Genomic DNA, 25,561 nt, shown 5'->3' with positions numbered 1-25,561 from the left:
CCCCGATAACCCTACGGAATCTCTGGCGCACATATGGACTATCTACTTGCTTTGGCGGCTGACCCTGCGGTATGGGCGGCGCTTGTCACGCTGGTGGTCATGGAAGTCGTGCTTGGCATCGACAACCTGATCTTCATTTCCATCCTGACCAACAAACTGCCGTTGTCGATGCGTGCCCGCGCACAGCGAATGGGCATTGGCCTGGCGCTGGTCATGCGTCTGGCGTTGCTCGGCACGGTGGCGTGGATCGCGAAGCTGACGACACCGCTCTTCGATCTGTTTGGTCACGGTTTTTCGTGGCGCGACCTGATCCTGATCGCAGGGGGTCTGTTCCTCGTGTGGAAAGCGACGAAGGAGATGCATCACCATGTGGCGTCGGCAACGGACGAGCCTGCGCACGGTGAAGACGCATCGACCGCGGGTGCGGTAGCGACGATCACCGCTCGTGCGGCCGTGGTACAGATCCTGATGCTCGATATCGTGTTCTCGATCGACAGCATCGTGACGGCCGTGGGCATGACCGAGCACATCCCGATCATGTTCGTTGCGGTGATTGCGGCGGTGACGGCGATGTTGTTCATGGCGGGGCCGCTCTCGCGATTCATCGAGGCGAACCCGACGGTCGTGATGCTGGCGCTGGGCTTCTTGCTCGTGATCGGTATGACGCTGATCGCGGAAGGCTTTGGGTCGCATATCCCGAAGGGTTACATCTACGCGGCCATGGCATTCTCGGCGTTCGTCGAGGGGCTGAACATGATGACGCGTCGTGCGAAGGCGCGTCGTGAGGCGCAGAAGGTTCGTGTGTTGCACTAAGCGGTGCGGTTGGCGAGCAGAGCGAGGCGGTGCCGGTGACGATCGGTGCCGCCACTACGGTCAGCCACGCAAGAAGAAGTCGCCATTCGAGAGGTTCAATTTCGATTGACGTCGACCGAGGTGAGTGAAGCGAGAAAAGCCAGTCGGTTGACTGGCTTTTCTTTAGGAGCAGCGCTTTTTTATGACTATCGGGAGGCAATTACGGCTTCGGCCGCTTCGATAAACCCTTGGCCGCCCGGGCCGGAAGTAATCCAGTTAGGCGGCACGGGAATGTGCGGCAGATATTCCTTCACGGTGCTCATGCCGACCGTATGTTTGAAGAATGCGAACATGGGGGCGTCGTTTGTCGAGTCGCCGGTGTACAGCACGGCGTCGCGGTCTTTTTCGATGTCGACACCGTAGGCTTCGGCCATGGCACGACGTGTCATCGACAGCTTGTCGTATCCGCCGAACCAGCCGAGAACCCAGAGATTATTGATCGTGGCGTCTGCGCCGGCGCGTTGCAGTTCGCGCACGATTTGCTCACCGGCTGAAGCATCCGCCGTGCCCATCGGGCGTACGCTGAAAGAAGATCCCGCCGTTCTCGCCGATCACACCGTCGACCGGCCACATGCGCGCCATTCGATCACACAAACCGGCGGGCGCGGCGGTGACAGGAATGACACGTATGCCTGCTTTCTGCAACCTCTCCAGCGCGCGATACGTATCGGCCGCGAGCCTGCCTCGATAGGTCAGCGTTTCGTCCATGTCGGTGAGGACGAACCGGACATCCTTGAACTCGCTCGGGGTGGCATCTGACAGGTGACGCATAACGTTCACGATCAGGGCGAGAGAAGGAGAGCCATTATGCAATCAATGACGAAATGACGCCGAGTGCGCGGGTGATAACGCGGAGGGGAGGGGGCACAGCGCTGATTCGGACCAAGCCCGGAGCGGAGAGTGTCAAGCAGTGCTGACGACAAACAAAAAAACGGCTTCCATCGCTGGAAGCCGTTCTTAAATTTGGTGGCGAATCAGGGACTCGAACCCCGGACCTGCGGATTATGATTCCGTCGCTCTAACCAACTGAGCTAATTCGCCGTAGAGGAAAGATTATAGGTAGGCCCCTATGGGCTGTCAACATTTTTTTGCGGGGCAATCAAAATAGCGCGAGACCGTCGTTGGGTGCGCCCCCGGAGCCGGCTGTGGAAATGACAACGCCGGAACCCGAAGGTCCCGGCGTTGACGATCCATCTCAACCTGACGGACAGGTCACCCCATCAATCGTTGGCGTAGATGTCGACGTCTTTGGTCTCCTTGATGAAGAGCATACCGATGACGAAGGTCACCAGCGCAATCACGATCGGGTACCAGAGGCCGGAGTAGATGTCGCCCTTGGCGGCCACGATGGCGAAGGCCGTGGCCGGAAGGAAGCCGCCGAACCAGCCGTTACCGATGTGATACGGCAGCGACATCGAGGTGTAGCGAATACGCGTCGGGAACATTTCCACCAGCATTGCGGCAATCGGACCGTACACCATCGTCACGAAGATCACGAGAATCGCCAGCAGGATCACGACCATCGGTTTGTTCATCTGCGCCGGGTCAGCCTTCGGCGGATAACCGTCAGCCTTGAGCGTGGCCGACATATCCGTCTCGAACGCCTTGGTCTTGTCCTTCGCGTCCGCCGCCTTGCCGTCCACCGACTGGATCACCTTGTCGCCGATCTTCACCGTCGTCATCGTGCCCGCCGGAGCGGCTTCGTTCTGATAGTTCAAACCAGCGCGCGACAGGTAGCTCTTCGCGATATCGCACGAACTGGTGAACTTCGACGTGCCCACCGGGTTGAACTGGAACGAGCACTCGTTCGGATCGGCGATGACCGTGATCGGCGAGCGGGCGGTTGCGGCTTCGAGCGCCGGGTTGGCGTAGTGCGTAAGCGCCTTGAAGATCGGGAAATACAGCAGCGCTGCAAGCAGGCAGCCGGCCATGATGATCGGCTTGCGGCCGATCTTGTCCGACAGCGCGCCGAAGAACACGAAGAACGGACTGCCGATCAACAGACCCAACGCCACCATGATGTTCGCGGTGTTGCCGTCGACCTTGAGCACCTGCGTCATGAAGAACAGCGAGTAGAACTGGCCCGTGTACCACACGACCGCCTGACCCGCCGTCAGACCGACCAGCGCCAGAATCACGATCTTCAGGTTCTTCCATTCGCCGAACGATTCCCGCAGCGGTGCCTTCGATCCCCTGCCCTCTGCCTTCATGCGCTGGAACGCCGGCGATTCGTTCAGTTGCAGACGAATCCACAGCGAGACGAGCAGCAGCACGATCGACAACACGAACGGAACACGCCAGCCCCACTCGCCGAACGCTTCTTCGCCTATCGCCATGCGGGTGCCGAGAATCACGAGCAGCGAGAGGAACAGACCCAGTGTGGCCGTCGTCTGAATCCACGATGTGTAGAAGCCGCGACGACCGTGCGGGGCGTGCTCGGCCACATACGTGGCAGCACCACCGTACTCGCCGCCGAGGGCGAGGCCCTGCAGCAAACGCATCGAAATGAAGATGACCGGTGCGGCAATCCCCCACGACGCATAGCCCGGTAACAGGCCGACGACCAGCGTGGACAGACCCATCAATGTGATGGTGACGAGGAACGTGTACTTACGGCCAACCAGGTCACCGATGCGGCCGAACACAATGGCGCCGAACGGACGCACCGCGAAGCCCGCCGCAAACGACAGCAGCGTGAAGATGAATGCCGCAGTCGGATTGATGCCCGAGAAAAAGTGCCTGCTGATGAATGCGGCCAACGAACCGGCCAGATAAAAGTCGTACCACTCGAACACTGTGCCCAGCGACGACGCGAAGATGACCTTGCGTTCTTCTTTGGTCATCGGCGCATGCGTAGCGGCTGTCGTTGCAGTAGCCATGCGGTTGTCTCCTGTAATGTAAGCACGCCCCTGGATCGTGCCCGGGCCGTTGCAACTGATTATTGGAGTGCAACCTTACCGCCGTCTGACGCCAAACTGACTCGAACCTTACGCCGCTAGGGACTTACCCTCGACTTTGGCGGAAAATCGACCGCATTTCGCGTGTTTTCGTCACGCATGCGGGTTTTCGATAGGCGCGTCTGCGAGGGGCAATGTCACCCGAATGAGGGTGCCGGTTGCTTCGGGATGCTGCGCGTCGACATGGTCGAGCACGCTCACGTCGCCACGATGGATCTGCACGATCTCCCGCACGATGGCCAGCCCCAGGCCGCTGCCGTCGCTGTCGCTGCCGAGAATGCGATAGAAGCGCTCGAACACACGCGGACGCTCCGATGCCGGAATGCCCGGCCCCGTGTCTTCGACTTCAAGATGAACGAAGCCGTCTGACGCCTCATGCCTCAGGCGAACCGTCACCTTGCCGCCAGCCGGTGTGTAACGGATCGCATTGTCGATCAGGTTGTTGAGCAACTCGCGCAGCATCACCGGCTGACCCGACAGATGCACGGGAAACGGCGGCTCCTCGAAGCCGAGGTCGATCCGTTTGGCGAAGGCCGCCTGGAACCAGTCCTGCATGGCGCTACGGGCGAGCACGCTGAGGTCGACCGGCGTGAAGGCGGCGGCGTCGTTCGCGCTGTTCTCCGCACGGGCCAGCGCCAGCAACTGATTCACCAGACGCGCCGCCTGCTCCGAACTCACCGCGATCTGGGAGAGCGAGCGGCGTAATTCGTCAGGCGATGTCTGGCGCAAGGCGAGTTCTGCCTGCATGCGCAGCCCGGCCAGCGGTGTCTTGAGCTGGTGGGCGGCGTCAGCGATAAAGCGCTGCTGGAGTTTCATGTTCTGTTCGAGCCGTGCGAGCAGATCGTTGAGCGAACCGACGAGCGGCGCGATCTCCGGCGGTGCCTGGCGTGCTTCGAGTGGTGACAGATCGTCGGGGCGACGGGCGCGGATATGTTCCTGCAACGCATGCAGCGGTGCGAGACCGCGCGACAGACCAAACCAGACGAGCACGATAGCCAATGGCAGGATCACGAACTGCGGCAGGATCACGCCCTTGATGATTTCGTTCGCCAGTTGACTGCGTTTGTCGAGCGTCTCCGCAACCTGTACGAGTGCCATGCTGCCCGGCGGCTCCATGCGGGGCAGATCGACGTAAGTGAATGCGACACGAATGTCGTTGCCGCCGACACTCTCGTCGCGAAACTGCACAACTCCCGGCTGCGGACGGTCGTCTTCATGCGGCAAGGGCAGTTCCGCTGTGCCGGCCACGAGTTCTCCCTTCGCGCCGAGTACCTGAAAGTAGACGTTGTCGGTGGTGTCGGCGCGCAGCAGATCGCGCGCCGGCATGGGCAGTGTCAGTGTGACTTGTCCGCGATCCGAATGGACTTGCTGCGCGAGGACGTAGGTGTTGGTCTCGAGCGCCCTGTCGAATGGGCCATTGGCAATCGATTTCGCGACGAGATACGTGACGGCAATGCTCATCGGCCAGAGCAGCAGCAGCGGTGCGAGCATCCAGTCGAGGATCTCGCCGAAGAGCGAGCGTGGCGGGGGCTCGGCCTCATGCTCGAGCGGCGCGCCGAAGCCCGGACGCACGAATGGGTCGGCGTACGGATCGAACGGATCGGTGGCGTCGGCGGGCGAGGCGGGCGCGGTGTAGCCGCGTCTTGCGGACGTGCCATGCGCCGTAGGCGGCGGGGAAGACGAGGCGTCCGGGTCCGCAGGGTTGGCGCGACGATGGTGGCGAAAGCTCAGACGCATCGGACGGGAAGACTAAAGAGGCTGGAACGGCTGACGCCGTATTCGGCGCACTAGGCCGCGTTCGCTGGCGTGGTGGCGGCCGGCTTCTCCAGACAATACCCCAACCCGCGGATCGTGGCGATGCGTACGCCGCTGGGCTCGATCTTCTTGCGCAGCCGGTGCATGTACACCTCGATGGCGTTGTTGCTCACCTCTTCCCCCCAGCCGCACAAATGGTCGACGAGCTGCTCCTTGGAGACGAGGCGGCCTGTGCGCAGCAGCAGGACTTCGAGCAATTCGAGTTCGCGGGCAGACAGGTCGAGCATCTGCTCATTAATATAGGCGGTGCGCCCGACTTGATCGAAACTGAGCGGGCCGTGACGGATGACCGTAGAGCCGCCGCCAGCACCACGCCGGGTCAATGCGCGCACGCGTGCTTCGAGTTCGGCCAGTGCGAAAGGCTTGGCCATGTAATCGTCTGCGCCGAGATCGAGACCCTTGACGCGGGCGTCGACGCTGTCGGACGCGGTCAGAATCAATACGGGCAAATGGGAATTACGGGCGCGCAGCCGGCGCAGGACTTCGTGACCGGGCAGACGAGGCAGGCCGAGGTCGAGAATCAGCAGGTCGAATGTCTGGGCAGACAGTGCAGAGTCGGCTTCAAGCCCTGTCTTGACGTGATCGACGGCGTAGCCCCCCTGGCGCAGCGAGCGGGTCAGGGCGTCAGCCAGAATGCTGTCATCCTCTGCGATGAGAATTCGCATGGGCGTGATAGCCTTGTATAGGCACCGGCGCCTGACGGCGGCGGTGTGTCTCCAGTGATGTTGCGGCGCGTGGTTCGCGGCTTTTTTTGTCGTTTCGGCGCTTTCGGACAACAGGCACTTGCAAAGAGCACTGTTTTTTTATACAGTACCAGCATTCACGCCTCACTCGAGCCGTCTCGCTCATCATATCAAAGGACGATTCATGGAAGAAAGCAAGAAAGGGTCTGCCAATCTGTCGGCCGAGAAAGGCAAGGCGCTTGCCGCCGCCCTCGCGCAGATCGAAAAGCAATTCGGCAAGGGCTCGATCATGCGTCTGGGCGACGGCGAGGTCGAAGCAGATATCCAGGTCGTCTCGACGGGCTCGCTGGGTCTGGACATCGCGCTTGGCGTGGGTGGCCTGCCGCGCGGTCGCGTAATCGAAATTTACGGCCCGGAATCGTCGGGCAAGACCACGCTCACGCTGCAAGTCGTGGCGGAAATGCAGAAAATCGGCGGCACCTGCGCGTTCATCGACGCAGAGCACGCCCTCGATGTCGGATACGCCAACAAGCTGGGCGTCTCGGTGCCCGAACTGCTGATCTCGCAGCCGGACACAGGCGAACAGGCACTGGAAATCGCCGACGCTCTGGTGCGTTCGGGCTCGATCGACCTCATCATCATCGACTCGGTCGCGGCGCTGGTGCCGAAGGCCGAAATCGAAGGTGAGATGGGCGACTCGCTGCCGGGTCTGCAAGCCCGTTTGATGTCTCAGGCCCTGCGTAAGCTGACCGGTACCATCAAGCGTACGAACTGCACGGTGGTCTTCATCAACCAGATTCGTATGAAGATCGGTGTGATGTTCGGCAACCCGGAAACCACGACGGGCGGTAACGCGCTGAAGTTCTACTCGTCGGTGCGTCTGGACATTCGCCGCATCGGCTCGATCAAGAAGGGGGATGAGGTTGTCGGTAACGAGACCCGCGTCAAGGTCGTCAAGAATAAGGTCGCGCCGCCGTTCCGCGAAGCCATCTTCGACATCCTTTATGGTCAGGGGATCTCGCGCGAAGGCGAAATCATCGATCTGGGCGTGAATGCCAAGATCGTGGAGAAGGCTGGCGCCTGGTATAGCTACAACGGTGAAAAGATCGGCCAGGGCAAGGACAACGCACGCGAATTCCTGCGTGAAAATCCGGATATCGCTCACGAGATCGAAAACAAGGTGCGTGCATCGCTCGGCGTGACGGCGATCAACGAGACCGGCGAGATCGAAGAAGCAGGCGAGGCCTGATAACCCCGTTTCGGAACGGCAACGCGAAGCCACATGGCATCGCGTTGCCGTTTTTGCTTTCTAGCCCTTGCCTTGATTGCGCCACGATGACGTCATGATCAATCGCCGTCCTCCCCGAGACTCGAACGCACCGCCGCCCCCACCGGGCGACGAGGCTGTTTCGGTCAAGCGATCGCGCAAACCCGTGCTGAGCCTCAAGGCACGCGCGCTGTCCTATCTGGCGCGCCGCGAATATAGCCGGACGGAATTGCGTCGCAAGCTCGTGCCCTTTGCCGATGCCGAGGATCCCGAAGCGCTCGATCGTGTGCTCGACACGCTCGAGCAAGAGCGCTGGCTGTCCAACGAACGATTTGCGGAAAGCGTGGTGAACCGGCGCGCATCGCGCCTGGGTACGACTCGTATCGTCAACGAACTCAAGCAGCACCAGGTCGACGCCGAGACGGTCGCGGCGCTCACTGAGCAGTTGCGCGGTACGGAACTGGCGCGCGCCCGCGTCGTATGGCAGAAGAAGTTCGGCGAGGTCGCCACCACGCCTGAAGCGCGGGCTAAACAGATGCGCTTTCTCGCCTCACGGGGTTTTTCACGTACCGTTATCAGCAAAATTGTGCGTGGTGCCGATGAATTTTCGGACGACTTTTGACGCGCGTTCCATCGCTTTCCTGATAAATGCGTGGTCATTCATCGACGAAGTGCCAACGACAGCCAGCGGTTGGTAACCCGCATGAATGTTGGTGTGACGTAACAATGAATCTCGCGTGACACGTCGTGCCACAGTTATCGCGATATGGCGTTGCACCATGCGTTTGATCATCCCGCGATTTTGATAACCCGACCAATTGGTCGGGTAATTGCCCCTTATGCGACGGGCTTCTGCTGCGCTGCGGCAGAGGGCGCCGTGGCCTATGCTAGAATCAAGGTCTTTCTGCGTTCATGCATTGCACACTCTCGCATGCCGCTCTCTGAGCCCGCCCCTCGTACTCTGCGTCACCGTCGCACGATCGCTGTCGAAGCGTATTCGCGCGAGGATGGCCTATGGGACATCGAAGCCCGTCTGACCGATCATAAGGATCGGGATTTCGCATTGGCGACCGGGCTTCGCAAGGAAGGCACGCCGATTCACGAGCTTTGGCTGCGTTTGACGATCGATGAGAATTTCGAGGTGCATGACGCGGAGGCCGTCTCCGACTGGGTGCCGTATCCGGGGATTTGCGATCAGATCGGCTCTGAATATCGTCAATTGATCGGACTTAACCTGCGGCGCGGCTTCCGGCACGCGGTCCGCGAGCGCCTTGGCGGCGCGTCGGGCTGCACCCATCTGACAGAACTTTGCAGTGTCCTGCCGACGGCAGCGATTCAGGCCTTTGCCGGGGTGGTCATTGACACGCCCGATACGGCGCTCAAGACCGCCAACGATGCCGGTAATTCGGCACCTCCTTTCCAACTCGGACATTGTCACGCCTTGCGGTTTGATGGCGAGGCAGTGCGCCGGTTTTACCCGCGCTGGTTCAACGGCCGCGCAAACGATCGAGCGAACGAGCCCACGACGCCCGTCACAAAAGAAGCGGTGCGCGATGGCGCTTCGACTCGCGAGCTCGAACCCAAACTTCCAACTCAGCAAGAAGGGAATCACGCATGAAGATTCATGAGTATCAAGGCAAGGAAATCCTCCGAAAATTCGGAGTCGCGGTGCCCCGCGGCATTCCGGCGTTTTCCGTGGACGAGGCCGTGAAGGCAGCCGAGGAACTCGGCGGTCCGGTTTGGGTGGTCAAGGCCCAGATTCACGCAGGCGGTCGCGGTAAGGGCGGCGGCGTGAAGGTTGCCAAGTCGATCGAGCAAGTGCGCGAATACGCCAGCCAGATCCTCGGCATGCAACTGGTCACGCACCAGACCGGCCCGGAAGGTCAGAAGGTCAATCGCCTGCTGATCGAAGAAGGCGCCGACATCAAGAACGAACTGTACGTCAGCCTCGTGGTCGACCGTGTCTCGCAGAAGATTGTGATGATGGGTTCGAGCGAAGGCGGCATGGACATTGAAGAAGTTGCCGAAACGCACCCGGAACTGATTCACAAGGTCATCATTGAGCCGTCCGTGGGTCTGACCGACGCACAAGCCGACGATCTGGCCAAGAAGATCGGCGTCCCCGATGCTTCGATTCCGCAAGCCCGCACGATCCTGCAAGGTCTGTACAAGGCCTTCTGGGAAACCGACGCATCGCTGGCCGAAATCAACCCGCTGAACGTGAGCAGCAACGGCACGGTCACCGCCCTGGACGCCAAGTTCAACTTCGATTCGAACGCCCTGTTCCGTCATCCGGAAATCGTCGCCTACCGCGATCTGGACGAAGAAGATCCGGCTGAAGTCGAAGCCTCGAAGTTCGATCTGGCCTACATCTCGCTCGACGGCAACATCGGTTGTCTGGTGAACGGTGCCGGTCTGGCCATGGCCACGATGGACACCATCAAGCTGTTCGGCGGCGAGCCGGCGAACTTCTTGGACGTGGGCGGTGGCGCCACGACCGAGAAGGTCACCGAAGCGTTCAAGATCATGCTGAAGAACCCGAACCTGACCGCCATTCTGGTCAACATCTTCGGCGGCATCATGCGTTGCGATGTGATCGCCGAAGGCGTGATCGCAGCGTCGAAGGCCGTCTCGCTGAAGGTGCCGCTGGTCGTGCGCATGAAGGGCACGAACGAGGACCTGGGCAAGAAGATGCTCGCCGAATCCGGCCTGCCGATCATCTCTGCGGACAGCATGGAAGAAGCTGCCCAGAAGGTTGTCGCGGCTGCCGCAGGCAAGTAACCAGAACAGTCGAAGCCGCAGCGGCGTGCCGCCCCGAGGGGCTGTGCGAATGCTGCCCGGCAACCGGATGAAGGAAATCAAGCAATGTCGATTCTGATCAACAAAGATACTAAGGTCATCACCCAGGGTATCACTGGCAAAACCGGCCAGTTCCATACTCGCATGTGCCGCGAATACGCGAACGGCAAGAACGCGTTCGTCGCTGGCGTGAACCCGAAGAAGGCTGGCGAAGACTTCGAGGGCATTCCCATTTTCGGTTCGGTCAAGGACGCCAAGGCGCAGACCGGCGCAACCGTGTCGGTGATCTACGTGCCGCCCGCAGGCGCTGCTGCCGCCATCTGGGAAGCCGTTGAAGCCGATCTGGATCTGGCGATCTGTATCACGGAAGGTATCCCCGTTCGTGACATGATCGAAGTGAAGGACCGTATGCGTCGCGAAGGTCGCAAGACCCTGCTGCTCGGCCCGAACTGCCCGGGCGTGATCACGCCGGACGAACTGAAGATCGGCATCATGCCGGGTCACATCCACAAGAAGGGTCGCATCGGCGTGGTGTCGCGCTCGGGTACCCTGACGTACGAAGCCGTGGGCCAGCTGACCGCCCTGGGTCTGGGCCAGTCGACCGCTGTCGGTATCGGTGGCGACCCGATCAACGGTCTGAAGCACATCGACGTCATGCAGATGTTCAACGACGATCCGGATACGGACGCCGTGATCATGATCGGTGAAATCGGTGGCCCGGACGAAGCGACGGCCGCCGAGTGGATCAAGGGCAACATGAAGAAGCCGGTCGTTGGCTTCATCGCAGGCGTGACTGCGCCCCCGGGCAAGCGCATGGGCCACGCCGGCGCGCTGATCTCGGGCGGTGCCGATACGGCCGAAGCCAAGCTGGAAATCATGGACGCCTGCGGTATCAAGGTGACCCGTAATCCGTCGGAAATGGGCCGCCTGCTCAAGGCTGCGCTGTAATTCCCGCCGGATGACCGCGTGACGGCCGCCCGAACCGGCGGCTGTGCAATCGGTCAGTAAAGAGGGAGCCCAGAGCATCGGGCTCCCTCTTTTGTCATTGCTTCTCTCAAATCATTCGTTTCATTCGTTCCCGAGGAAATTCCCGCCATGCTTGCGTTTTTTGCCGAGCTGAACTGGGCCGCGGTCCTGCAGATCATCATGATCGACATCCTGCTGGGTGGCGACAATGCCGTGGTGATTGCGCTCGCCTGCCGCAACCTGCCGGCCAAACAACGTTTGCAGGGGGTGATGTGGGGGACGGTGGGCGCAATCATGCTGCGCGTGATCCTGATCGCGTTCGCCGTGACACTGCTCGCGGTGCCGTATCTCAAGGCGCTGGGCGGGCTGCTACTGCTCTGGATCGGTATCAAGCTGCTGGTGCCCGATCAGGACGCCCACGACAGCGTGAAACCGGCCGACAAGCTCTGGACCGCCGTCAAGACCATCATCGTGGCCGATCTGGTGATGAGCGTCGATAACGTGATCGCGATTGCCGGCGCGGCAGAGGGCGCCGCCGATCACCATCAATTGCCGCTCGTGATCTTCGGCCTGCTCGTGAGCATCCCACTGATCGTCTGGGGTTCGCAACTGGTGCTCAAGGCACTCGACCGCTTTCCGTTCATCGTCATCGCCGGTGCCGCACTGCTGGGTTGGATTGCCGGCGGTCTGATCGCCTCCGATCCGGGCGTCGGACACCTGCTGCATCTGCCGGGGGCCGCAGCCGAATACACGCATTACGTGGCGTCCGGCATTGGTGCTGCGCTGGTCGTGGTGGTCGGACTCGTACTCAAGCGACGTAGCGAGGCACGTCAATTGCGTGCAACCTCTTCGAAATAATCGAGTCCATTGGGCACAGACCGTTGCTCTCGATTGACGGCGGATTGTCCGGGAGAGTCGCTCCCCGATCGGACGAATCGTCCTGGCTCAGGCTAGGATGATTCTCCCTACCCGTACGGCTCCGCCCGATTTTGATCTGCGGCAGGGCGCTTGCCGTTGGGGCTGTGGCATACTCCGCCCACTTCCCCCCGATGTCCCTTTTGTTTTCATTGCTTTCGCAGGGAGTTACACAATGCGTCGTTTCGGCCACCGGACCACCGGTATCGCCAAGTCTCGGGGTTTCACCCTGATCGAGCTGATGATCGTGCTGGCGATCATCGGCGTGTTGGTCACGGCAGGGGTTCCGTATCTGCAGAACTATCTGGTGCGCGCACGCGTGGTCGAAGGGTTGGGGGTTGCGGCCTCGGCCAAGGCACTCGTGAGCGAGAACGCCATGCATGGTGCGCCGTTCAATAGCGGCTGGCAGGCACCGAGCGCGACCGATAACGTGAACTCGGTGAGCATCGACGCCGTGAGCGGTAACGTGACGATCGCTTACACGCAACGCGCGGGCGACGGTGCCATCGTGCTGGTGCCCACGAGCGCGGGTGCCGACGGTGCGCCCAAGGCACTGACGGCGGGCAAGGCGCCCGAAGGTCAGATCGTATGGACGTGTTACGCACAAGGCCGTGAGGGCGCGCCGAACGGTGCGACGTTGCCGGCCAAAATGGCACCGCCGGAGTGCCGCGGCACTGCGTCCAAGGGGGCCTGAATCCGATTCGCAGGCGGTCGTGGCGCGTCACCCATGGTTATGCGCCAGACCGTCTGAGGCGACGGATTCTTTGACGGCGTATTCGCGCGCGTCAGGCATGAAATGGCCGCCCCCGGGGCGGCCATTTTTCGTTATGCTTGCGCATCTTCCAACCGGTGCATTGCACGGCGGCGATCTTGTTTCCTCCTTTGCTTCTCTCGATGATCGGGCTCACGGTAGCCCTGATCTGGGCCTTGCCCTATAACCTCGTCAAGCACTCATACCCGATTTCCACGTTCTATTCGGAAGCGTTGACGTTTTCGCTCTTCGGCGTACTCGGTTTGCTCGCAATGATTGCCGCGTGGCAACGCGACGCTCGGGTGCTACGCATGCCGCGCGTCACCTGGACGCCGCTTGCGTTCGTGGCGGTCATTCTTGTGCAACGTGCCACGATGCCGACCGAGCTGCCGCAACTCATGATGACGGCGTTGCTCTACGGCGTGGCCATGATCGTGGCGGTAAGTGCAGGCTTCTGGCTCGCGCAACTTGGCTGGCGCAACGTACTGATGCGATGGAGTGCCGTGGCGCTCACGCTCGGCGGGCTGTATGCGGTGGGTGCACAGGTTCTGCAGGCCTTCCATCTGGAAGGCAACGTGCCCTGGCTGGTGGCCAAGTACTCCGTGACGGTCGCCCGGCGACTGTTCGGCAATATGTACCAGCCGAATCACCTGGCGACGTATTTGTCGCTCGCCAACGCGGGCGCCTTCTATCTCTGGTATCAACGCAAACTGCCCGCCTGGTTCTGGCTGGCTGCGTGCGCCGCGTTCGATATCGGCATCTGTCTGACCGGGTCGCGCACGCCGTGGCTGCAACTGGCGCTGCTGTCGGCATCGGGCTTGTGGCTCGTGTGGATGGAGCGTGCCGAGCCCACGCGCAACATGCGCCGCTCGATGCGATGGTTCGTGCCGGCCGCGATCCTGCCCTTGCTCGCGCTGATGACGATGTTCGTCGGCTGGGCAAATGTGGCCTGGGGATTGCAACTTGACGGCAGTGCGGTGGCCCGCATGCAGCAGGCGGGGCAAGTGACGGGGCGCCTGAACCTGTGGGAGTACGGTCTGGCGATCTTCCGCGAGCACTGGTGGTCGGGGGCGGGGTGGTCGAATTACATCGACGCGCAGTTCGCGCTGGTCGATAAGCTCGGTCCGGTCGAGATGGCCGACAACGCCCACAACGTGTTGCTCGACTTGCTCGCGAAGACCGGCATCATCGGCACGCTGGCGATCCTGGTACCGCTGGCGTTCTGGTTCGTGCGCGCCGTGCGCGGCATCAAAACGCCACCGATCGCGCTTGCGTTCGTTCTGCTCGGCATGCTTGCCGTGCACGCGATGCTGGAGTATCCGCAGCACTATGCGTTCTTCCTGCTGCCCGCCATGTTCCTGCTCGGTTTTTGCGAGACGAAGCAGATCGACAGCGTGTCGCCGACCGCGACCGGTGCCGTCAACGGCGTGATTCTGCTATTTGCGTGCGTAGCGATTCCCTGGCTTTATCACGACTATCAGCGCGTCGAGGTGGCGTATCGCGCCGGCAAGATCGACACGTATCGCACCGATCCCGCGCTTTTCTTCGCGCCGTATGGTGACTACGCAGTCACAGGGGCCTTGTTCCTGAGCCGCGATCAGCTCGACGAAAAGCTGGCCGCGCATCGCGAAGCATTGGCGCTGGGTGCCGGACCGACGATGATCAAGCGTTACATCGTGCTGCTCGCCCTCGCAGGACGCGACGACGAAGCGCTGGAAGATATTCGCCGTCTGAAGAACTACAATTCGGCGATTTTCGAAGGTCAATACGCCTCACTGGTCCGCATGTTGCGGGCTCAGGGCGATGATTTGGCGCCTTTCGTCAAACGGGTGATCGAGGCGTGGGGCCGTCCGAAGGGGGATGCGGACGACGACGCGATGGTGTCTCCGCAAGGGAAGTCGCGCCAGGTGTCGTAGTCACATCGATGACGCGCCGGCTTCGGCCGTAAAGAGAAACGCCCGCGACATTCGCGGGCGTTTTGCTTTCCGGTATTTCCCATCATTTTCCATCGAAGGCTCAGGCTTCGGGGGCGTCGCTCTCCTGATCGGTCTCTTCACTGCGGGCCCAGAAGAAGCGATCGGGGAAATGGCGCCCCATGCCCGGACGGAACGCATTCTCCAGCACCTGCTGCAAATACTCCTGTGCTTCGCGTACCGCCTCGGGCACGGCAAGGCCGTTGGCGAGCATTGCGGTGACGGCGGCCGCCAGCGTGTCGATGGCGCCGGCCACGTTATGGGGCGGACGATCCCAGGCGTCTTCGCGCACGACGCCGCCGTCGGCATAGAGCGTGTGCGTGAATTGCGGCGCGTTGCTGTCGCTCACCAGCACGAACTCGCAGCCGTTCTCCAGCAGGATGGAGACCGCTTCATCGAGCGAAAGATTCTCGTTTTCCGTGACGGTCTGCGCCAGGGCAATGGCGCTGGCCGGGCTCACGACAAGCACACTGGCCTGCGGCACGAGGAGGTTGGCTGTGGCTTCACGCAATTCGTCGGCCGAGAGCAGATGCTCCCCTGCCAATCCGAAATCGGGCGCCACAACGAGGGGTGTCTCGTCGTAATCGGCCACGATTTCGGCGATGGCCGCGACGTTTTCTGCGTTGACGGCGCTTCCGACCTTGAAGGCGGCGACGGGCATGTCTTCGAGCAGCATGCGCGCCTGGTCGGCGATCCAGTCCGGATCGATCGGTTGCACTTCATCGCAAGTGCGTGAGTCCTGGGAGGAGTAACCGGTGAGCACCGACACGCCATAACCGCCCATGCTGGCGAAGGTGAGCAGGTCGGCCTGCACGCCGGTTGCCGAAGTGGGATCGGAGAGTCCGAAGGTCAGGAGAATAGGAGGGGATTCAGTGTGCATGGAGGCAGGATAGACGGCGATCTGGTCAGGCTTTGGGTTCGTTGGTACCATCACGCCTTAAATGCCCGTTTCGGAGCGCTGAAAAGCGCCGTGGGCACCCCCTGTCCGGACAATGCACCGGCCAAGGTTCCCACAACACCGCACGGCATCTCTGCCGGCGGGGCCCGAAGCGGTTGACAAGCCATTGTAACGGAACGCTCGTCGCTGAAGAAAGAATGGAATACAAGAGCTGGATGTGCCTCATTTGCGGTTGGATTTACGACGAAGAGGCAGGTTTGCCCGACGAGGGTATTGCGCCCGGTACCCGCTGGGAAGACGTGCCCATCAACTGGACCTGCCCCGAGTGCGGAGCGCGCAAGGAAGACTTCGAGATGGTGCAGATCTGAGGCTGGGCGGCTCGGCCGCCTGTTTCTCCTAGATCCCCGCGCGTTTGCCGCGTTCTCCGATGTCTCCGAGTCCCTTTAAGCCGTCTGTACGGCACTGTGCTCGACGATTCGCCCGGCCATCGGCCGGGCCGGTGGCGCGGCGGACTTCCCGCCCGAATTCACGAAGACCGGCCGCATGGCCAGGAGATGGCCCATGGTGACGCCGCAAACGCCTTCCGACACCACCATCAACGCCCCCGGCGCGTCCGCGCGTGAGGCGCGTGACACGACCCCCTTGTGGCGTTTGCCCGAGGTGGCGCAAGCGCTGACCGAAGCGTCCGACGCCTGGTCGAGCGGCCCGGCCGCTGCGCTCGGGCCGTTGCGACGAGCCAACCGTCTGCTCCAGTCGAGCGGCCACGCCGATTGGTCGCTGCACGGCGAGCGCCTTGTGCAGGCGATTGCCGAGGCGGCGTATGGGCAACCGGGCAGTCAGGACGCGCAGCGCAACGCGCTGCGCCAGTTCGAGCGCGACATCTGGCAGGCGGGGGCCGCTCCGGCTGCCGCGCCCGCATCGACAGACACCGCTGCCGCTTCCGAAAGCTGGTCCGGTGCGCCATCGCTGGGCGAGCTTCGGATGGCCGGATGGGCGATTGCGCACCCGCGCCTGCACGGACTGCCCGCCGGTACGGCGCCGTTGCGCGCCGACGTCGAGCGAGTCCTGTTGCGTCTGTTGCGTCCCGATGCAGATGCGACCGACACCACGGCGGCGCTGGCGCAACTGGCCGATCTCGCCGCCGATCTCCACCGAGCCGGCGCGACGGCACCGCTCGATTACTGGCGTCTGGCCGCGGCGTGGCTGCGGTTCGCGCGTGCCCCGCTGAGTCTGGCCGACAAACGCCAGATCGGGCGGATGAATCTGGCGCTGCGCAAGCAACTGACTCGTCCCAGTGGGCCGGGGGACGCGACGCCAGCGTCTGCAACGGCCGGCGGGGGCGGGAAGGGAGCCAACGAGGTGGTGCCCGGACACGATCTGCTCGAAGCGCTTGCGACGTGGCATGCGCAGGCGCCAGATAGCTGGCTGGGCACGCTGCTGGCCGACTTCGGCGTGCTGCGCCGCTCCGGCCGTCTGCCCGAGCCCTTGGCCGACGCCGTACAAGCGGCGCAGAAGCAGGGCGCGGGCAGCAGTTCGCGCGACTGGTTGCGCATTGGTCCGTTGGCGGTACGGCAGGACGTTTGCCAGACGTTCCTCAGCCTCGCCGATGAGGCGCTTCCGAATTTGAACGATCCGGCAGTGGCCGCGAAGGTCGCGGAATACTCCGCAGCGATCGGACTGGCGCCTGTCGCGCGGCTCGCGGCGGCGGTGGCCGCGACGGGCGAGCGACTCGCGGTCTCGCCGCCTGCGGAGCCGGGCGGTCCGGCGGCACTGGCGATGACCGTCAAGGCGTTGCGCGGCATGCTTCATCAGTTCGCGGCCGACACGTATCCGGAATCGCGCCCGGACCTGATTGCCGACATGGCAATGTGGCGGGAGCGTGCGCTGGATGCCAGTGTATTCGGGCAGCGGCTCGTCACCGCGCGCGACGTTCCGTGATAAAGTCGGCGCAAAGGTCGCCTTTGGCGGCCGATCGCCGTACCACGATGCGGAAAATGTTCGTCCGCTGACCGGCCGCAGGCAGGTGCTGCGAGCCCGCGCGGGAGCCATGCCCCCGCTGCGGAGTGCGACACCGAGCGGCAGACCGTCAAACAGGTTCCGATAAACTTGGCCCTATGCCGAACGACCGTATCAATCTCACGAATCAATTCCTCATTGCCATGCCGGGCATGGCCGATCCGACGTTTTCCGGCGCCGTCGTGTACCTGTGCGAGCACAGCGAAAAAGGTGCAATCGGGCTGGTCATCAATCGTCCGACCGACATCGATCTGCAATCGCTCTTCGAGCGTCTCGATCTGAAGCTGGAAATCGATCCCCTTGCGCATCAGCCGGTGTTCTTCGGCGGACCGGTGCAGACCGAGCGCGGCTTCGTGCTGCACGAGTCGACCGGCACAACGTACAGCTCATCGCTCTCGGTGCCGGGCGGCCTCGAGATGACGACGTCGAAAGACGTGCTCGAAGCCGTGGCCAACGGACAGGGGCCGAGCCGCTTTCTGCTGACGCTCGGGCACTCGGGGTGGGGGGCGGGGCAACTGGAAGACGAGATCGGCCGCAATGGCTGGCTGACCGTCGCCGCCGACCCGGGCATCGTGTTCGACGTGCCGCCTGCCGAACGCTTCGACGCAGCGCTTGCGCTACTCGGCGTCACGTCGTCGATGCTCTCTGCCGACGCAGGTCACGCATGACGGCTGGCAGTGCCACGGTACTCGCCTTCGATTACGGCGAGCGCCGGATCGGTGTGGCGATCGGCAATCTCATGCTGCGCGAGGCCCGCGCGCTCACCGTTCTTGCCAATCTCAATCGCGAAGTCCGGTTCGCCGAGACCGGCAAGCTCATTGCCGAATGGCAGCCTGAACTTATCGTCGTCGGACTGCCGTGCCATCCCGACGGCACGCCGCACGCGATGACCCAGCAAGCCAAACGTTTCGGAAATCAACTCAACGGGCGATTCGACGTGCCGGTCGTGTGGGTCGACGAACGCTACTCGTCGGTCGCCGCTGCGGCGGCGCTGGCCGAGGCAGGCGTCAAGGTCTCTCAAAAGACATCGCTCGACGCCGAAGCCGCTCGCATCATCCTCCAGCAGTACTTCGACGAGCATGTACCTGCCTGAGCGCCTGACCGGCATCACGCCTGACAGTCTTCTGCGTGCCGTCGCCGCACAACGCCGCATCGGCACGGAGTCGTCCCTGCATGGCTAATGGAATTCTCGGGCGACGCGGCCACCCCCAACTCAACCGTCACGGTGAATTGAAGCATTTGCTGACGGTGGAGGGGCTGCCGCGCGCCGTGCTGACACACATTCTCGACACCGCCACGCAGTTCGTCGGCGTGAACGACGCCGACGTGAAGAAGGTGCCATTGCTCAGCGGCAAGTCGGTCTTCAATCTCTTCTTCGAGAATTCGACACGTACGCGAACGACGTTTGAGATCGCGGCAGCGCGCCTGTCGGCCGATGTGCTGAATCTGAATATCAACGCGTCGTCGACGAGCAAGGGCGAGACCTTGCTCGATACCATCGGCAACCTGTCGGCGATGCATGCGGACCTGTTCGTCGTGCGTCACGCGCAGTCGGGCGCGCCCTACCTGATTGCCGAGCATTGCGCGCCGCGTGTGCATGTCATCAACGCAGGCGACGGGCGTCACGCACACCCCACGCAAGGCTTGCTCGACATGTACGCGATTCGCCATCACAAGGGCGAATTTCAGAACCTGACGGTCGCGATCGTAGGCGACATTCTGCATTCGCGCGTGGCGCGTTCCGACATTCACGCGCTCACGACGTTAGGCGTGCCGGAAGTCCGCGCCATCGGCCCGCGCACCCTCTTGCCCGAGGGGCTCGAGCAACTCGGCGTGCGCGTGTTTCACGACATGGACGAAGGGCTTCGCGATGTGGACGTCGTCATCATGTTGCGTTTGCAGAACGAGCGGATGAGCGGTGCCTTGCTGCCGTCTGCCGCCGAGTACTTCAAGTATTACGGCCTGACCCCGGAGCGTCTCGCATTGGCCAAGCCCGATGCCATCGTCATGCATCCCGGCCCGATGAACCGTGGTGTGGAGATCGACTCGGCGGTCGCAGACGGCCCGCAGTCGGTCATTCTTGAACAAGTGTCGTTCGGCATCGCCGTGCGCATGGCGGTGATGAGCATCGTCGCCGCGAACCACGGGTAAGCGCGCCATGAGATTGCATCTGAAGGGCGGTCGCGTTATCGATCCCGCTACCCGAACCGACCATATTCAGGACGTTTTCGTCGCCGGCGGAAACATCGCCGCGCTCGGCGCGGCGCCTGCCGGCTTCACTGCGGAGCGCACGATCGACGTGACGGGTCTGGTGGTTATGCCCGGGCTTGTCGATCTGTGCGCACGCCGCGTGAGCGCGGCCAGTGAAGCGGCAGCGGCGCTCGCAGGCGGCGTGACACGCATGGTTTGCCCGCCGGATACCGACCCTGTGCTGGATGAGCCGGCGCTTGTCGAGATGCTGCAATTGCGCGAGCGCGCCACACCGCTTGCGCAGGTACACCCTCTGGGCGCGCTGACGGTTGGCCTCGCCGGGCGTGAACTCACGGAAATGGCGCAATTGACGCAGGCGGGCTGCATCGGGCTCTCGCAGGCGAATGCGCCGATGGCCGATAACCGGACGTTGCTGCGTGCGCTGGAATACGCGGGGACATTCGGGCTGACGGCATGGTTACGTGCCCAGGATGCCTCATTGGCCGCCGGTGGCGTGGCTGCCAGCGGGGCCGTCGCATCGCGTCTGGGGCTGGCGGGTATTCCGGTGGCTGCCGAGACGATCGCGCTTCACACCCTTCTCGAACTCGTGCGCGTCACAGGCACGCGGGTGCATCTATGCCGATTGTCGTCTGCTGCAGGGTTGGCGCTCGTGCGTGCGGCGAAGGCCGAAGGCTTGCCGATCACGTGTGACGTTGCCGCCCACCATCTCCATCTGACGGACATGGATATCGGTTATTTTGATGCCCAGTACCGGCTCGATCCGCCGCTGCGCGGGCAACGCGACCGCGAAGCCATTCGGGAAGCGGCGCGCGACGGTACGATTGATGCCGTCTGCTCCGACCATACGCCGCTCGCTGCCGACGCCCGTCTGGTACCGTTTGCGCAAGCCGCGCCGGGCGCGAGCGGTCTGGAACTGCTCTTGTCGCTGGTGCTGAAGTGGGCCGACGAGACTCGCGTGCCGTTGATCGATGCGCTCGCACGCGTAACGTACGCACCGGGGCAGCGTCTTGCTGCTGTTGCACCGGGCGCGGGCCGTCTTGCACCGGGGCAACCGGCCGATGTTTGTGTGTTTGCGCCGTCGGCGCACTGGACGGTTGCCGCGCAGAATTTGCGCAGCGCTGGCCACAACACCCCGTTCCTGGGATACGAATTGCCGGGTCGCGTACGTTTCACGCTGGTCGGTGGCCGCGTGGCATACGAAACCCTCGCCGTTTAGGATGCGATTGCCGTGCTCTTCATCAAAAAACTTCGTCTCGGCCTGCACCTGTCGCGCGGCCTGCTGACCGCGCTGATCTTCTTCCCGTTTCTGTCCGAGGCGGCCAAACACCGCCGCATTCGTGCCTGGTCGCAGAAGCTGTTGAAGCTGTGCGGCATGCGTCTCGAGGTCGAACAACATGCGCCGTTGCCCGACAGCGGTGTCATGCTGCTGTGCAATCACGTGTCGTGGATCGACATCTTCGCGATCAACGCATGGCAACCGGTGCGCTTCGTCGCGAAGGCCGAGATTCGCCATTGGCCGTTGGTCGGTTGGCTGTGTGTGCAGACGCGCACGATCTTCCTGCAACGCGAGCGCCGTGCCGACGCACGCCGCATCATGCATTACCTGTCGGATTGCCTGCGCGACGGCGACATCATCACGGTCTTCCCCGAGGGCACAACCACGGATGGGCGTAGCCTGTTGCCGTTCCACGCCAACCTGCTGCAAGCGCCGGTGAGCACCGGGAAGCCTGTGCAGCCGCTGTGCCTGTTCTACACCGATGCCGAGAGCGGACGCCATACGATGGCACCGGCGTACATTGGCGAGATGAGTCTGATCGAGTCCATCGACATGATTCTGCGCGCGCCTCCCATGACGGTACGGCTGTCGATCGACGAGCCGCAGTATCCGCAGGAAGGGCAGCATCGGCGCGAGTTTGCGCTTGGTGCGCAGAAGGCGGTTGGCGATGCCCTACAGCGTTTCTTGCCGGAGGCCGTGCTGCCGCAAAGCGGTTCGGTGGGTTCGCGCGACTCGATGTTGAGCGACGAAGAGGGCGACGCCGCGCAGGCGGTTCAGGTCTGACACGAGAGACGAAGACGAGGGACGAAGAAAAAACGGCGCCTGCATGGCGCCGTTTTCGTTGGATCTGGAGACGCGGACGCCTTCGCCGTCAATTGCCTTTGCGCTTTGCCGCTTTGTCCACTTTATCGGCCTTGTCGAGCTTGTGGGCGCTCTTGCCGAGCTTCTCGGCTTTCGCGGCCTTGAAGGCATCTTCGGCCTTATCGGCCTTCTTCATCTTGGCGCGCTTCTTGCCGTCCACCAGGGTGAACGGGTCGCGGATCTGTGGGCAATTGATCTGAATCAGATCGCGCTCGGCAGGGGAACTGGCGAGTTTCACCGCCGTCAATTTTCCTCCCCAGACACAGCCCGTATCGAGTCCCAGCACGTTCTCACGCATTACCAGACCGAGTGCCGACCAGTGACCGAACACCACCGTGACGTCGGCCGTGCGACGCCCCGGCGCGTCGAACCAGGGCTTCAGTTCGGTCGTGGCCGCATCGGCGCCTTCTTTGATCTTGAAGTCGATGCGGCCGTCGGCGGTGCAGAAGCGCATGCGGGTCAGGGCGTTGATCGTGAGGCGCTGGCGGTCCTCGTCGCTCAGCCCTTCTTGCCACTGGTCGGGCTGATTGCCGAACATGCGTGAGAGGAATGTCTTCCAGTTCGGGCCGCGCAGTTGCGCCTCCACGTCGCGGGCGAGCGTGATGACCTGTGTGGCGTCCCATTGCGGCAGCACGCCGGCATGCACCATCAGATGGCCATGCGCGAGGTGTGCAAGCGGCAAATGGCGAACCCAGTCGATGAGGGCATCGCGATCGGGGGCGTTGAGGATGTCGTCGATGGTATCGCTGCCGTGAGCCTGACGCACTCCGGCCGCCACGGCCAGCAGATGGAGGTCGTGGTTGCCGAGGATCGCTGTCGCGCGCGCGCCCAGCGCGATGACCTGACGCAGCGTGTCGAGCGAGCGCGGGCCACGATTGATGAGATCGCCGGCAAGCCAGAGATCCGCGTCCTGAGGCAGGCGTGCGAGCAGTTGTTCAAACGACGTTTGGCAACCTTGCAGGTCGCCGATGGCATAGATGTTACGCATCGCGTAGGTGGCGCTGTCTTGTCTTGTTGTCCCTGTCAGGGGGGAGTCCGCGTGCCGCAGCGACACACCTTCGTGTGCATTGCCCCCCCCGTGGTCTTTCATTTCTTGTAGATCAGCCAGCGTGGCGCTTTGAAGCGAACGATGCGCAGGTACAGCCAGACATACGTCACCATGAAGGCGATGCAGCACAGCGCTAGCACCAGACTATGTCGCCAGAAAACCGTTGCCGGAATCACTGCCAGCAAGCATAGCAGCCAAAGGTACGGCGAGGTCAAGGAGTTGCGTTGCGTGAGCGCACTTGCCGTTCGTGCGCCCGCAGCCCAGCGCATCAACCGTTTGTAGACGAGCATGTGCAGATGCACGCCGTCGGGGATGCCGGGCGAGATGCCGCGCACGAAGCGCTTGCGGTAGATCGAGAAGCAGACTTCGAAGGCGGGGTAAATCACCATAAGGGCGGGATACCACGGCGAGACCTGCGGGTTGCGCATGACCAGCAATACGGCGATTTCGGCCAGCATGAAGCCGAGGAAATAGGCGCCGCCATCCCCCAGGAAAATCAGGCCACCGGGGAAGTTGAAGATGAAGAACCCGAGAATGGCGCCCACCATGATCATCGACGTGGTTAGCACGACGGGGTCCTGCACCTGAAATCCGACATAGCCGAGCGAGGCGAACATGATCATCGCCACCATGGCCGCGAGCCCGTTGAAGCCGTCGATGATGTTGACCGCGTTGGCCATGCCGGCAACGCACAGCACGGTCAGCGGTACCGATACCGCGGCGAGCATCAGCGCACGGTCGGCTATGCCGATGTCGATGCGGGTGATGTGGATATCGAGTACGAACCACGCCAGCAGGGCGGCAATCATCGTGCAGACAAGACGGACCGTTGGCGTCACCTTCTTGGTCAGGTCCTCGATGAAGCCGGAGAGGAACGCGGGCAGGCCGCACGCGATGAGCAGCAGAATGTCGTGCGACACCCTGGGGTAGGAGACACCCAGCGCCGCGGCTGCCACGAGCAGGCCCGCGAGGATGCCGACGCCGCCGATACGCGGCACCGGACGCACATGAAACTTCTGCACCCCGGCGACATCGCTATCGCCGGAGAAGCGGGAGTGAACGTGCGCGTAGCGCACGATCAACAGCGTCGCGATAAACGACACGACGAGGGCGATAGCAAGACTCAGCATGATGCGGGAAGGGATCCGAGAATCCGAAAATACTCTGCAATGACGACGTGCTCGTCGAATTCGCGCGCTACTTTAGCACGTCCGGCATCGCCCATTAGAACGAGTGCGTTCGCGGGCATTCGTGCCATGTCGCGCACGCAGGCGGTCAGTGCAGCGGCGTCGCGCGCGGGCACCAGGCGGCCCGTCACTCCATCGTCAATCACGTCGCGACATCCCGGCACGTTGCTGGCGATGAGCGGGCGGCCCATTGCGCTGGCTTCGAGTAGTGTGCGTGAGAGCCCTTCCCGGTACGAGGGCAGCACCACGCAATGGGCATTGGCGATGACCGGCCGGACATCGTTCGTCGTGCCGAGATACTCGATGATGCCCTCGCGCTGCCACGCATCGACCTCGCTGTGCGTGATGGCGGTGGGATTCTCGACGTCGGTCGCGCCCAGCATCTGAAAAGTCACATGGGGCATCTCTGCATGAAGGGCGCGAGCGGTCTGCACATACTCCAGCACACCTTTGTCGCGCAGCAGACGGGCAATGAGCAGGAAACGCATCGGCTTTGGGGCAACGTCCCCGGGCAAATCCGAAGGCGGCCACGGTGCTTTGGCGAAATGGGCAAGGTCGACGCCTTCACCGGGCAGTAGACGGGTCTTCCCAATGGCGACAAGGCCGCCTTCGACAAACGCCTTATGGTCCTCGATATTGAGAAACCAGTTCTCGAGCGTATGACGAAATGCCACCCGGTAGAGGTGTCGTGCCAACCGGGTCGTCAGCGATTCACGAATGAAGACGTATCCGAGCCCCGTGGTCATCGACACCGAGGGAATACGCGCGAGGCGTGCGGCGATAGACCCGTAGATGTTGGGTTTGATCGTGTAGTGAAAGATCACGGCCGGGCGCACTTGCCGGTACAGGCGATACAGCCGCCACATCAGACCGAGGTCCTGGAGCGGGTTCTGTCCCTTGGCCGCCATCGGCATACGATGCACCGTGCAACCCATTTCTGCCAGCGGCGCAGCGAAGGCGTCATCCGGGGCTGCGACGTGTACCGGATGGCCAGCCGCAAGCAAGGCCGCAATGGGGCCGCGCCGGAAATTATAGATCGACCAGAACGTGTTGGAGCAGAGCAGTACGGGAGAGGTCATTGACAGT

At 62.5% G+C, this 25,561-nt stretch carries 24 protein-coding genes, 1 tRNA gene and 1 pseudogene; 16 read left to right on the top strand and 10 right to left on the bottom strand.

All coding sequences use genetic code 11. From position 1 onward, the window contains the following. The first annotated feature begins 33 nt into the window (after window positions 1-33). Window positions 34-813 (top strand): TerC family protein, encoded by a 780-nt coding sequence (locus C266_RS24430; RefSeq protein WP_010804050.1) that lies wholly within the window; start codon window positions 34-36, stop codon window positions 811-813. 185 nt (window positions 814-998) lie between these two features. Here the strand turns inward: C266_RS24430 and C266_RS28195 are convergent, their stop codons facing one another. From C266_RS28195 to C266_RS24405, 6 genes are all read right to left on the bottom strand, one after another. Next, the gene (locus C266_RS28195; protein ID WP_246189856.1) at window positions 999-1,328 is read right to left on the bottom strand and encodes a hypothetical protein; all 330 of its coding nucleotides are present in this window, start codon (window positions 1,326-1,328) and stop codon (window positions 999-1,001) included. 7 nt (window positions 1,329-1,335) lie between these two features. Continuing rightward, complete coding sequence (locus C266_RS28190) at window positions 1,336-1,623, bottom strand: hypothetical protein (RefSeq protein ID WP_246189857.1); 288 nt, start codon at window positions 1,621-1,623, stop codon at window positions 1,336-1,338. 193 nt (window positions 1,624-1,816) lie between these two features. Further along, window positions 1,817-1,893 (bottom strand) — tRNA-Met (locus C266_RS24420). Window positions 1,894-2,072: 179 nt separating this feature from the next. Further along, a complete protein-coding gene (locus C266_RS24415) occupies window positions 2,073-3,731 on the bottom strand; it encodes an MFS transporter (protein WP_010804051.1) in 1,659 nt (552 codons plus the stop codon). Between the two features lie 171 nt (window positions 3,732-3,902). After that, on the bottom strand, window positions 3,903-5,546 hold the full coding sequence (locus tag C266_RS24410; protein ID WP_010804052.1) for a sensor histidine kinase: 1,644 nt from the start codon (window positions 5,544-5,546) through the stop codon (window positions 3,903-3,905). Between the two features lie 50 nt (window positions 5,547-5,596). Further along, window positions 5,597-6,289 (bottom strand): response regulator transcription factor, encoded by a 693-nt coding sequence (locus C266_RS24405; protein WP_010804053.1) that lies wholly within the window; start codon window positions 6,287-6,289, stop codon window positions 5,597-5,599. Between the two features lie 202 nt (window positions 6,290-6,491). Between C266_RS24405 and recA the strand changes: the two genes are divergently transcribed. The 8 genes from recA (at window position 6,492) to C266_RS24365 (ending at window position 14,921) form a co-directional block, all read left to right on the top strand. Then, window positions 6,492-7,556 carry a recombinase RecA gene (gene recA / locus C266_RS24400; protein WP_010804054.1) on the top strand — a complete coding sequence of 355 codons (1,065 nt, stop codon included), beginning with the start codon at window positions 6,492-6,494 and terminating at the stop codon, window positions 7,554-7,556. Window positions 7,557-7,650: 94 nt separating this feature from the next. After that, window positions 7,651-8,196, top strand: a complete 546-nt coding sequence (recX, locus tag C266_RS24395) for a recombination regulator RecX (protein WP_010804055.1) — start codon at window positions 7,651-7,653, stop codon at window positions 8,194-8,196. Between the two features lie 309 nt (window positions 8,197-8,505). After that, window positions 8,506-9,192, top strand: a complete 687-nt coding sequence (locus C266_RS24390) for a DUF2889 domain-containing protein (RefSeq protein ID WP_010804056.1) — start codon at window positions 8,506-8,508, stop codon at window positions 9,190-9,192. Further along, a complete protein-coding gene (sucC, locus tag C266_RS24385; protein ID WP_010804057.1) occupies window positions 9,189-10,355 on the top strand; it encodes an ADP-forming succinate--CoA ligase subunit beta in 1,167 nt (388 codons plus the stop codon). Before C266_RS24390 ends, sucC begins: the two co-directional genes overlap by 4 nt. Before the next feature lie 84 nt (window positions 10,356-10,439). Beyond that, a complete protein-coding gene (gene sucD / locus C266_RS24380; RefSeq protein WP_010804058.1) occupies window positions 10,440-11,321 on the top strand; it encodes a succinate--CoA ligase subunit alpha in 882 nt (293 codons plus the stop codon). A gap of 147 nt (window positions 11,322-11,468) precedes the next feature. Next, window positions 11,469-12,197: a TerC family protein gene (locus C266_RS24375; RefSeq protein WP_010804059.1), complete on the top strand. Its 729-nt coding sequence runs from the start codon at window positions 11,469-11,471 to the stop codon at window positions 12,195-12,197. Between the two features lie 232 nt (window positions 12,198-12,429). Continuing rightward, complete coding sequence (locus C266_RS24370; RefSeq protein ID WP_010804060.1) at window positions 12,430-12,948, top strand: pilin; 519 nt, start codon at window positions 12,430-12,432, stop codon at window positions 12,946-12,948. 176 nt (window positions 12,949-13,124) lie between these two features. Then, complete coding sequence (locus tag C266_RS24365; RefSeq protein ID WP_144265919.1) at window positions 13,125-14,921, top strand: O-antigen ligase family protein; 1,797 nt, start codon at window positions 13,125-13,127, stop codon at window positions 14,919-14,921. Window positions 14,922-15,021: 100 nt separating this feature from the next. On the opposite strand, the gene C266_RS24360 is transcribed toward C266_RS24365, so the two are convergent. Continuing rightward, window positions 15,022-15,858: a hydroxymethylpyrimidine/phosphomethylpyrimidine kinase gene (locus C266_RS24360; RefSeq protein ID WP_036664477.1), complete on the bottom strand. Its 837-nt coding sequence runs from the start codon at window positions 15,856-15,858 to the stop codon at window positions 15,022-15,024. 215 nt (window positions 15,859-16,073) lie between these two features. On the opposite strand from C266_RS24360, the gene C266_RS24355 reads away from it, so the two are divergent. The 7 genes and pseudogenes from C266_RS24355 to C266_RS24325 all read left to right on the top strand — a co-directional run bounded on the left by C266_RS24355 (window position 16,074) and on the right by C266_RS24325 (window position 22,162). Next, complete coding sequence (locus C266_RS24355) at window positions 16,074-16,244, top strand: rubredoxin (protein ID WP_006400971.1); 171 nt, start codon at window positions 16,074-16,076, stop codon at window positions 16,242-16,244. 193 nt (window positions 16,245-16,437) lie between these two features. Beyond that, the gene (locus C266_RS24350; protein WP_010804063.1) at window positions 16,438-17,814 is read left to right on the top strand and encodes a hypothetical protein; all 1,377 of its coding nucleotides are present in this window, start codon (window positions 16,438-16,440) and stop codon (window positions 17,812-17,814) included. A gap of 176 nt (window positions 17,815-17,990) precedes the next feature. After that, entirely contained in the window at window positions 17,991-18,560 is a 570-nt protein-coding gene (locus C266_RS24345; RefSeq protein WP_010804064.1) for a YqgE/AlgH family protein, read from the top strand. Then, window positions 18,557-18,985: a Holliday junction resolvase RuvX gene (gene ruvX, locus C266_RS24340; RefSeq protein ID WP_010804065.1), complete on the top strand. Its 429-nt coding sequence runs from the start codon at window positions 18,557-18,559 to the stop codon at window positions 18,983-18,985. Before C266_RS24345 ends, ruvX begins: the two co-directional genes overlap by 4 nt. A 104-nt stretch (window positions 18,986-19,089) precedes the next feature. Next, window positions 19,090-20,043: pseudogene (locus C266_RS24335) on the top strand (aspartate carbamoyltransferase catalytic subunit); the annotation flags it as partial. Window positions 20,044-20,050: 7 nt separating this feature from the next. Next, window positions 20,051-21,319: a dihydroorotase gene (locus tag C266_RS24330; protein WP_010804067.1), complete on the top strand. Its 1,269-nt coding sequence runs from the start codon at window positions 20,051-20,053 to the stop codon at window positions 21,317-21,319. Between the two features lie 12 nt (window positions 21,320-21,331). Beyond that, entirely contained in the window at window positions 21,332-22,162 is an 831-nt protein-coding gene (locus tag C266_RS24325; protein ID WP_010804068.1) for a 1-acyl-sn-glycerol-3-phosphate acyltransferase, read from the top strand. An 88-nt stretch (window positions 22,163-22,250) separates the two neighbouring features. Here C266_RS24325 and C266_RS24320 read toward each other — a convergent pair whose 3' ends face one another. The 3 genes from C266_RS24320 to C266_RS24310 all read right to left on the bottom strand — a co-directional run bounded on the left by C266_RS24320 (window position 22,251) and on the right by C266_RS24310 (window position 25,554). Continuing rightward, window positions 22,251-23,228, bottom strand: a complete 978-nt coding sequence (locus C266_RS24320; protein ID WP_010804069.1) for a symmetrical bis(5'-nucleosyl)-tetraphosphatase — start codon at window positions 23,226-23,228, stop codon at window positions 22,251-22,253. A gap of 98 nt (window positions 23,229-23,326) precedes the next feature. Then, complete coding sequence (locus C266_RS24315; protein WP_010804070.1) at window positions 23,327-24,418, bottom strand: glycosyltransferase; 1,092 nt, start codon at window positions 24,416-24,418, stop codon at window positions 23,327-23,329. Beyond that, window positions 24,412-25,554, bottom strand: coding sequence for a glycosyltransferase family 4 protein (locus C266_RS24310; protein WP_010804071.1), 1,143 nt, complete (start codon window positions 25,552-25,554; stop codon window positions 24,412-24,414). The genes C266_RS24315 and C266_RS24310 overlap by 7 nt, the downstream gene beginning before the upstream one ends. Window positions 25,555-25,561 lie beyond the last annotated feature (7 nt).

Origin of the sequence: Pandoraea sp. SD6-2, from assembly GCF_000389825.1 — a bacterium.
GTDB lineage: Bacteria > Pseudomonadota > Gammaproteobacteria > Burkholderiales > Burkholderiaceae > Pandoraea > Pandoraea communis.
The sequence above is the reverse complement of the archived record's forward strand: the minus strand, read 5'-3'. Positions and strand labels throughout refer to the sequence as shown.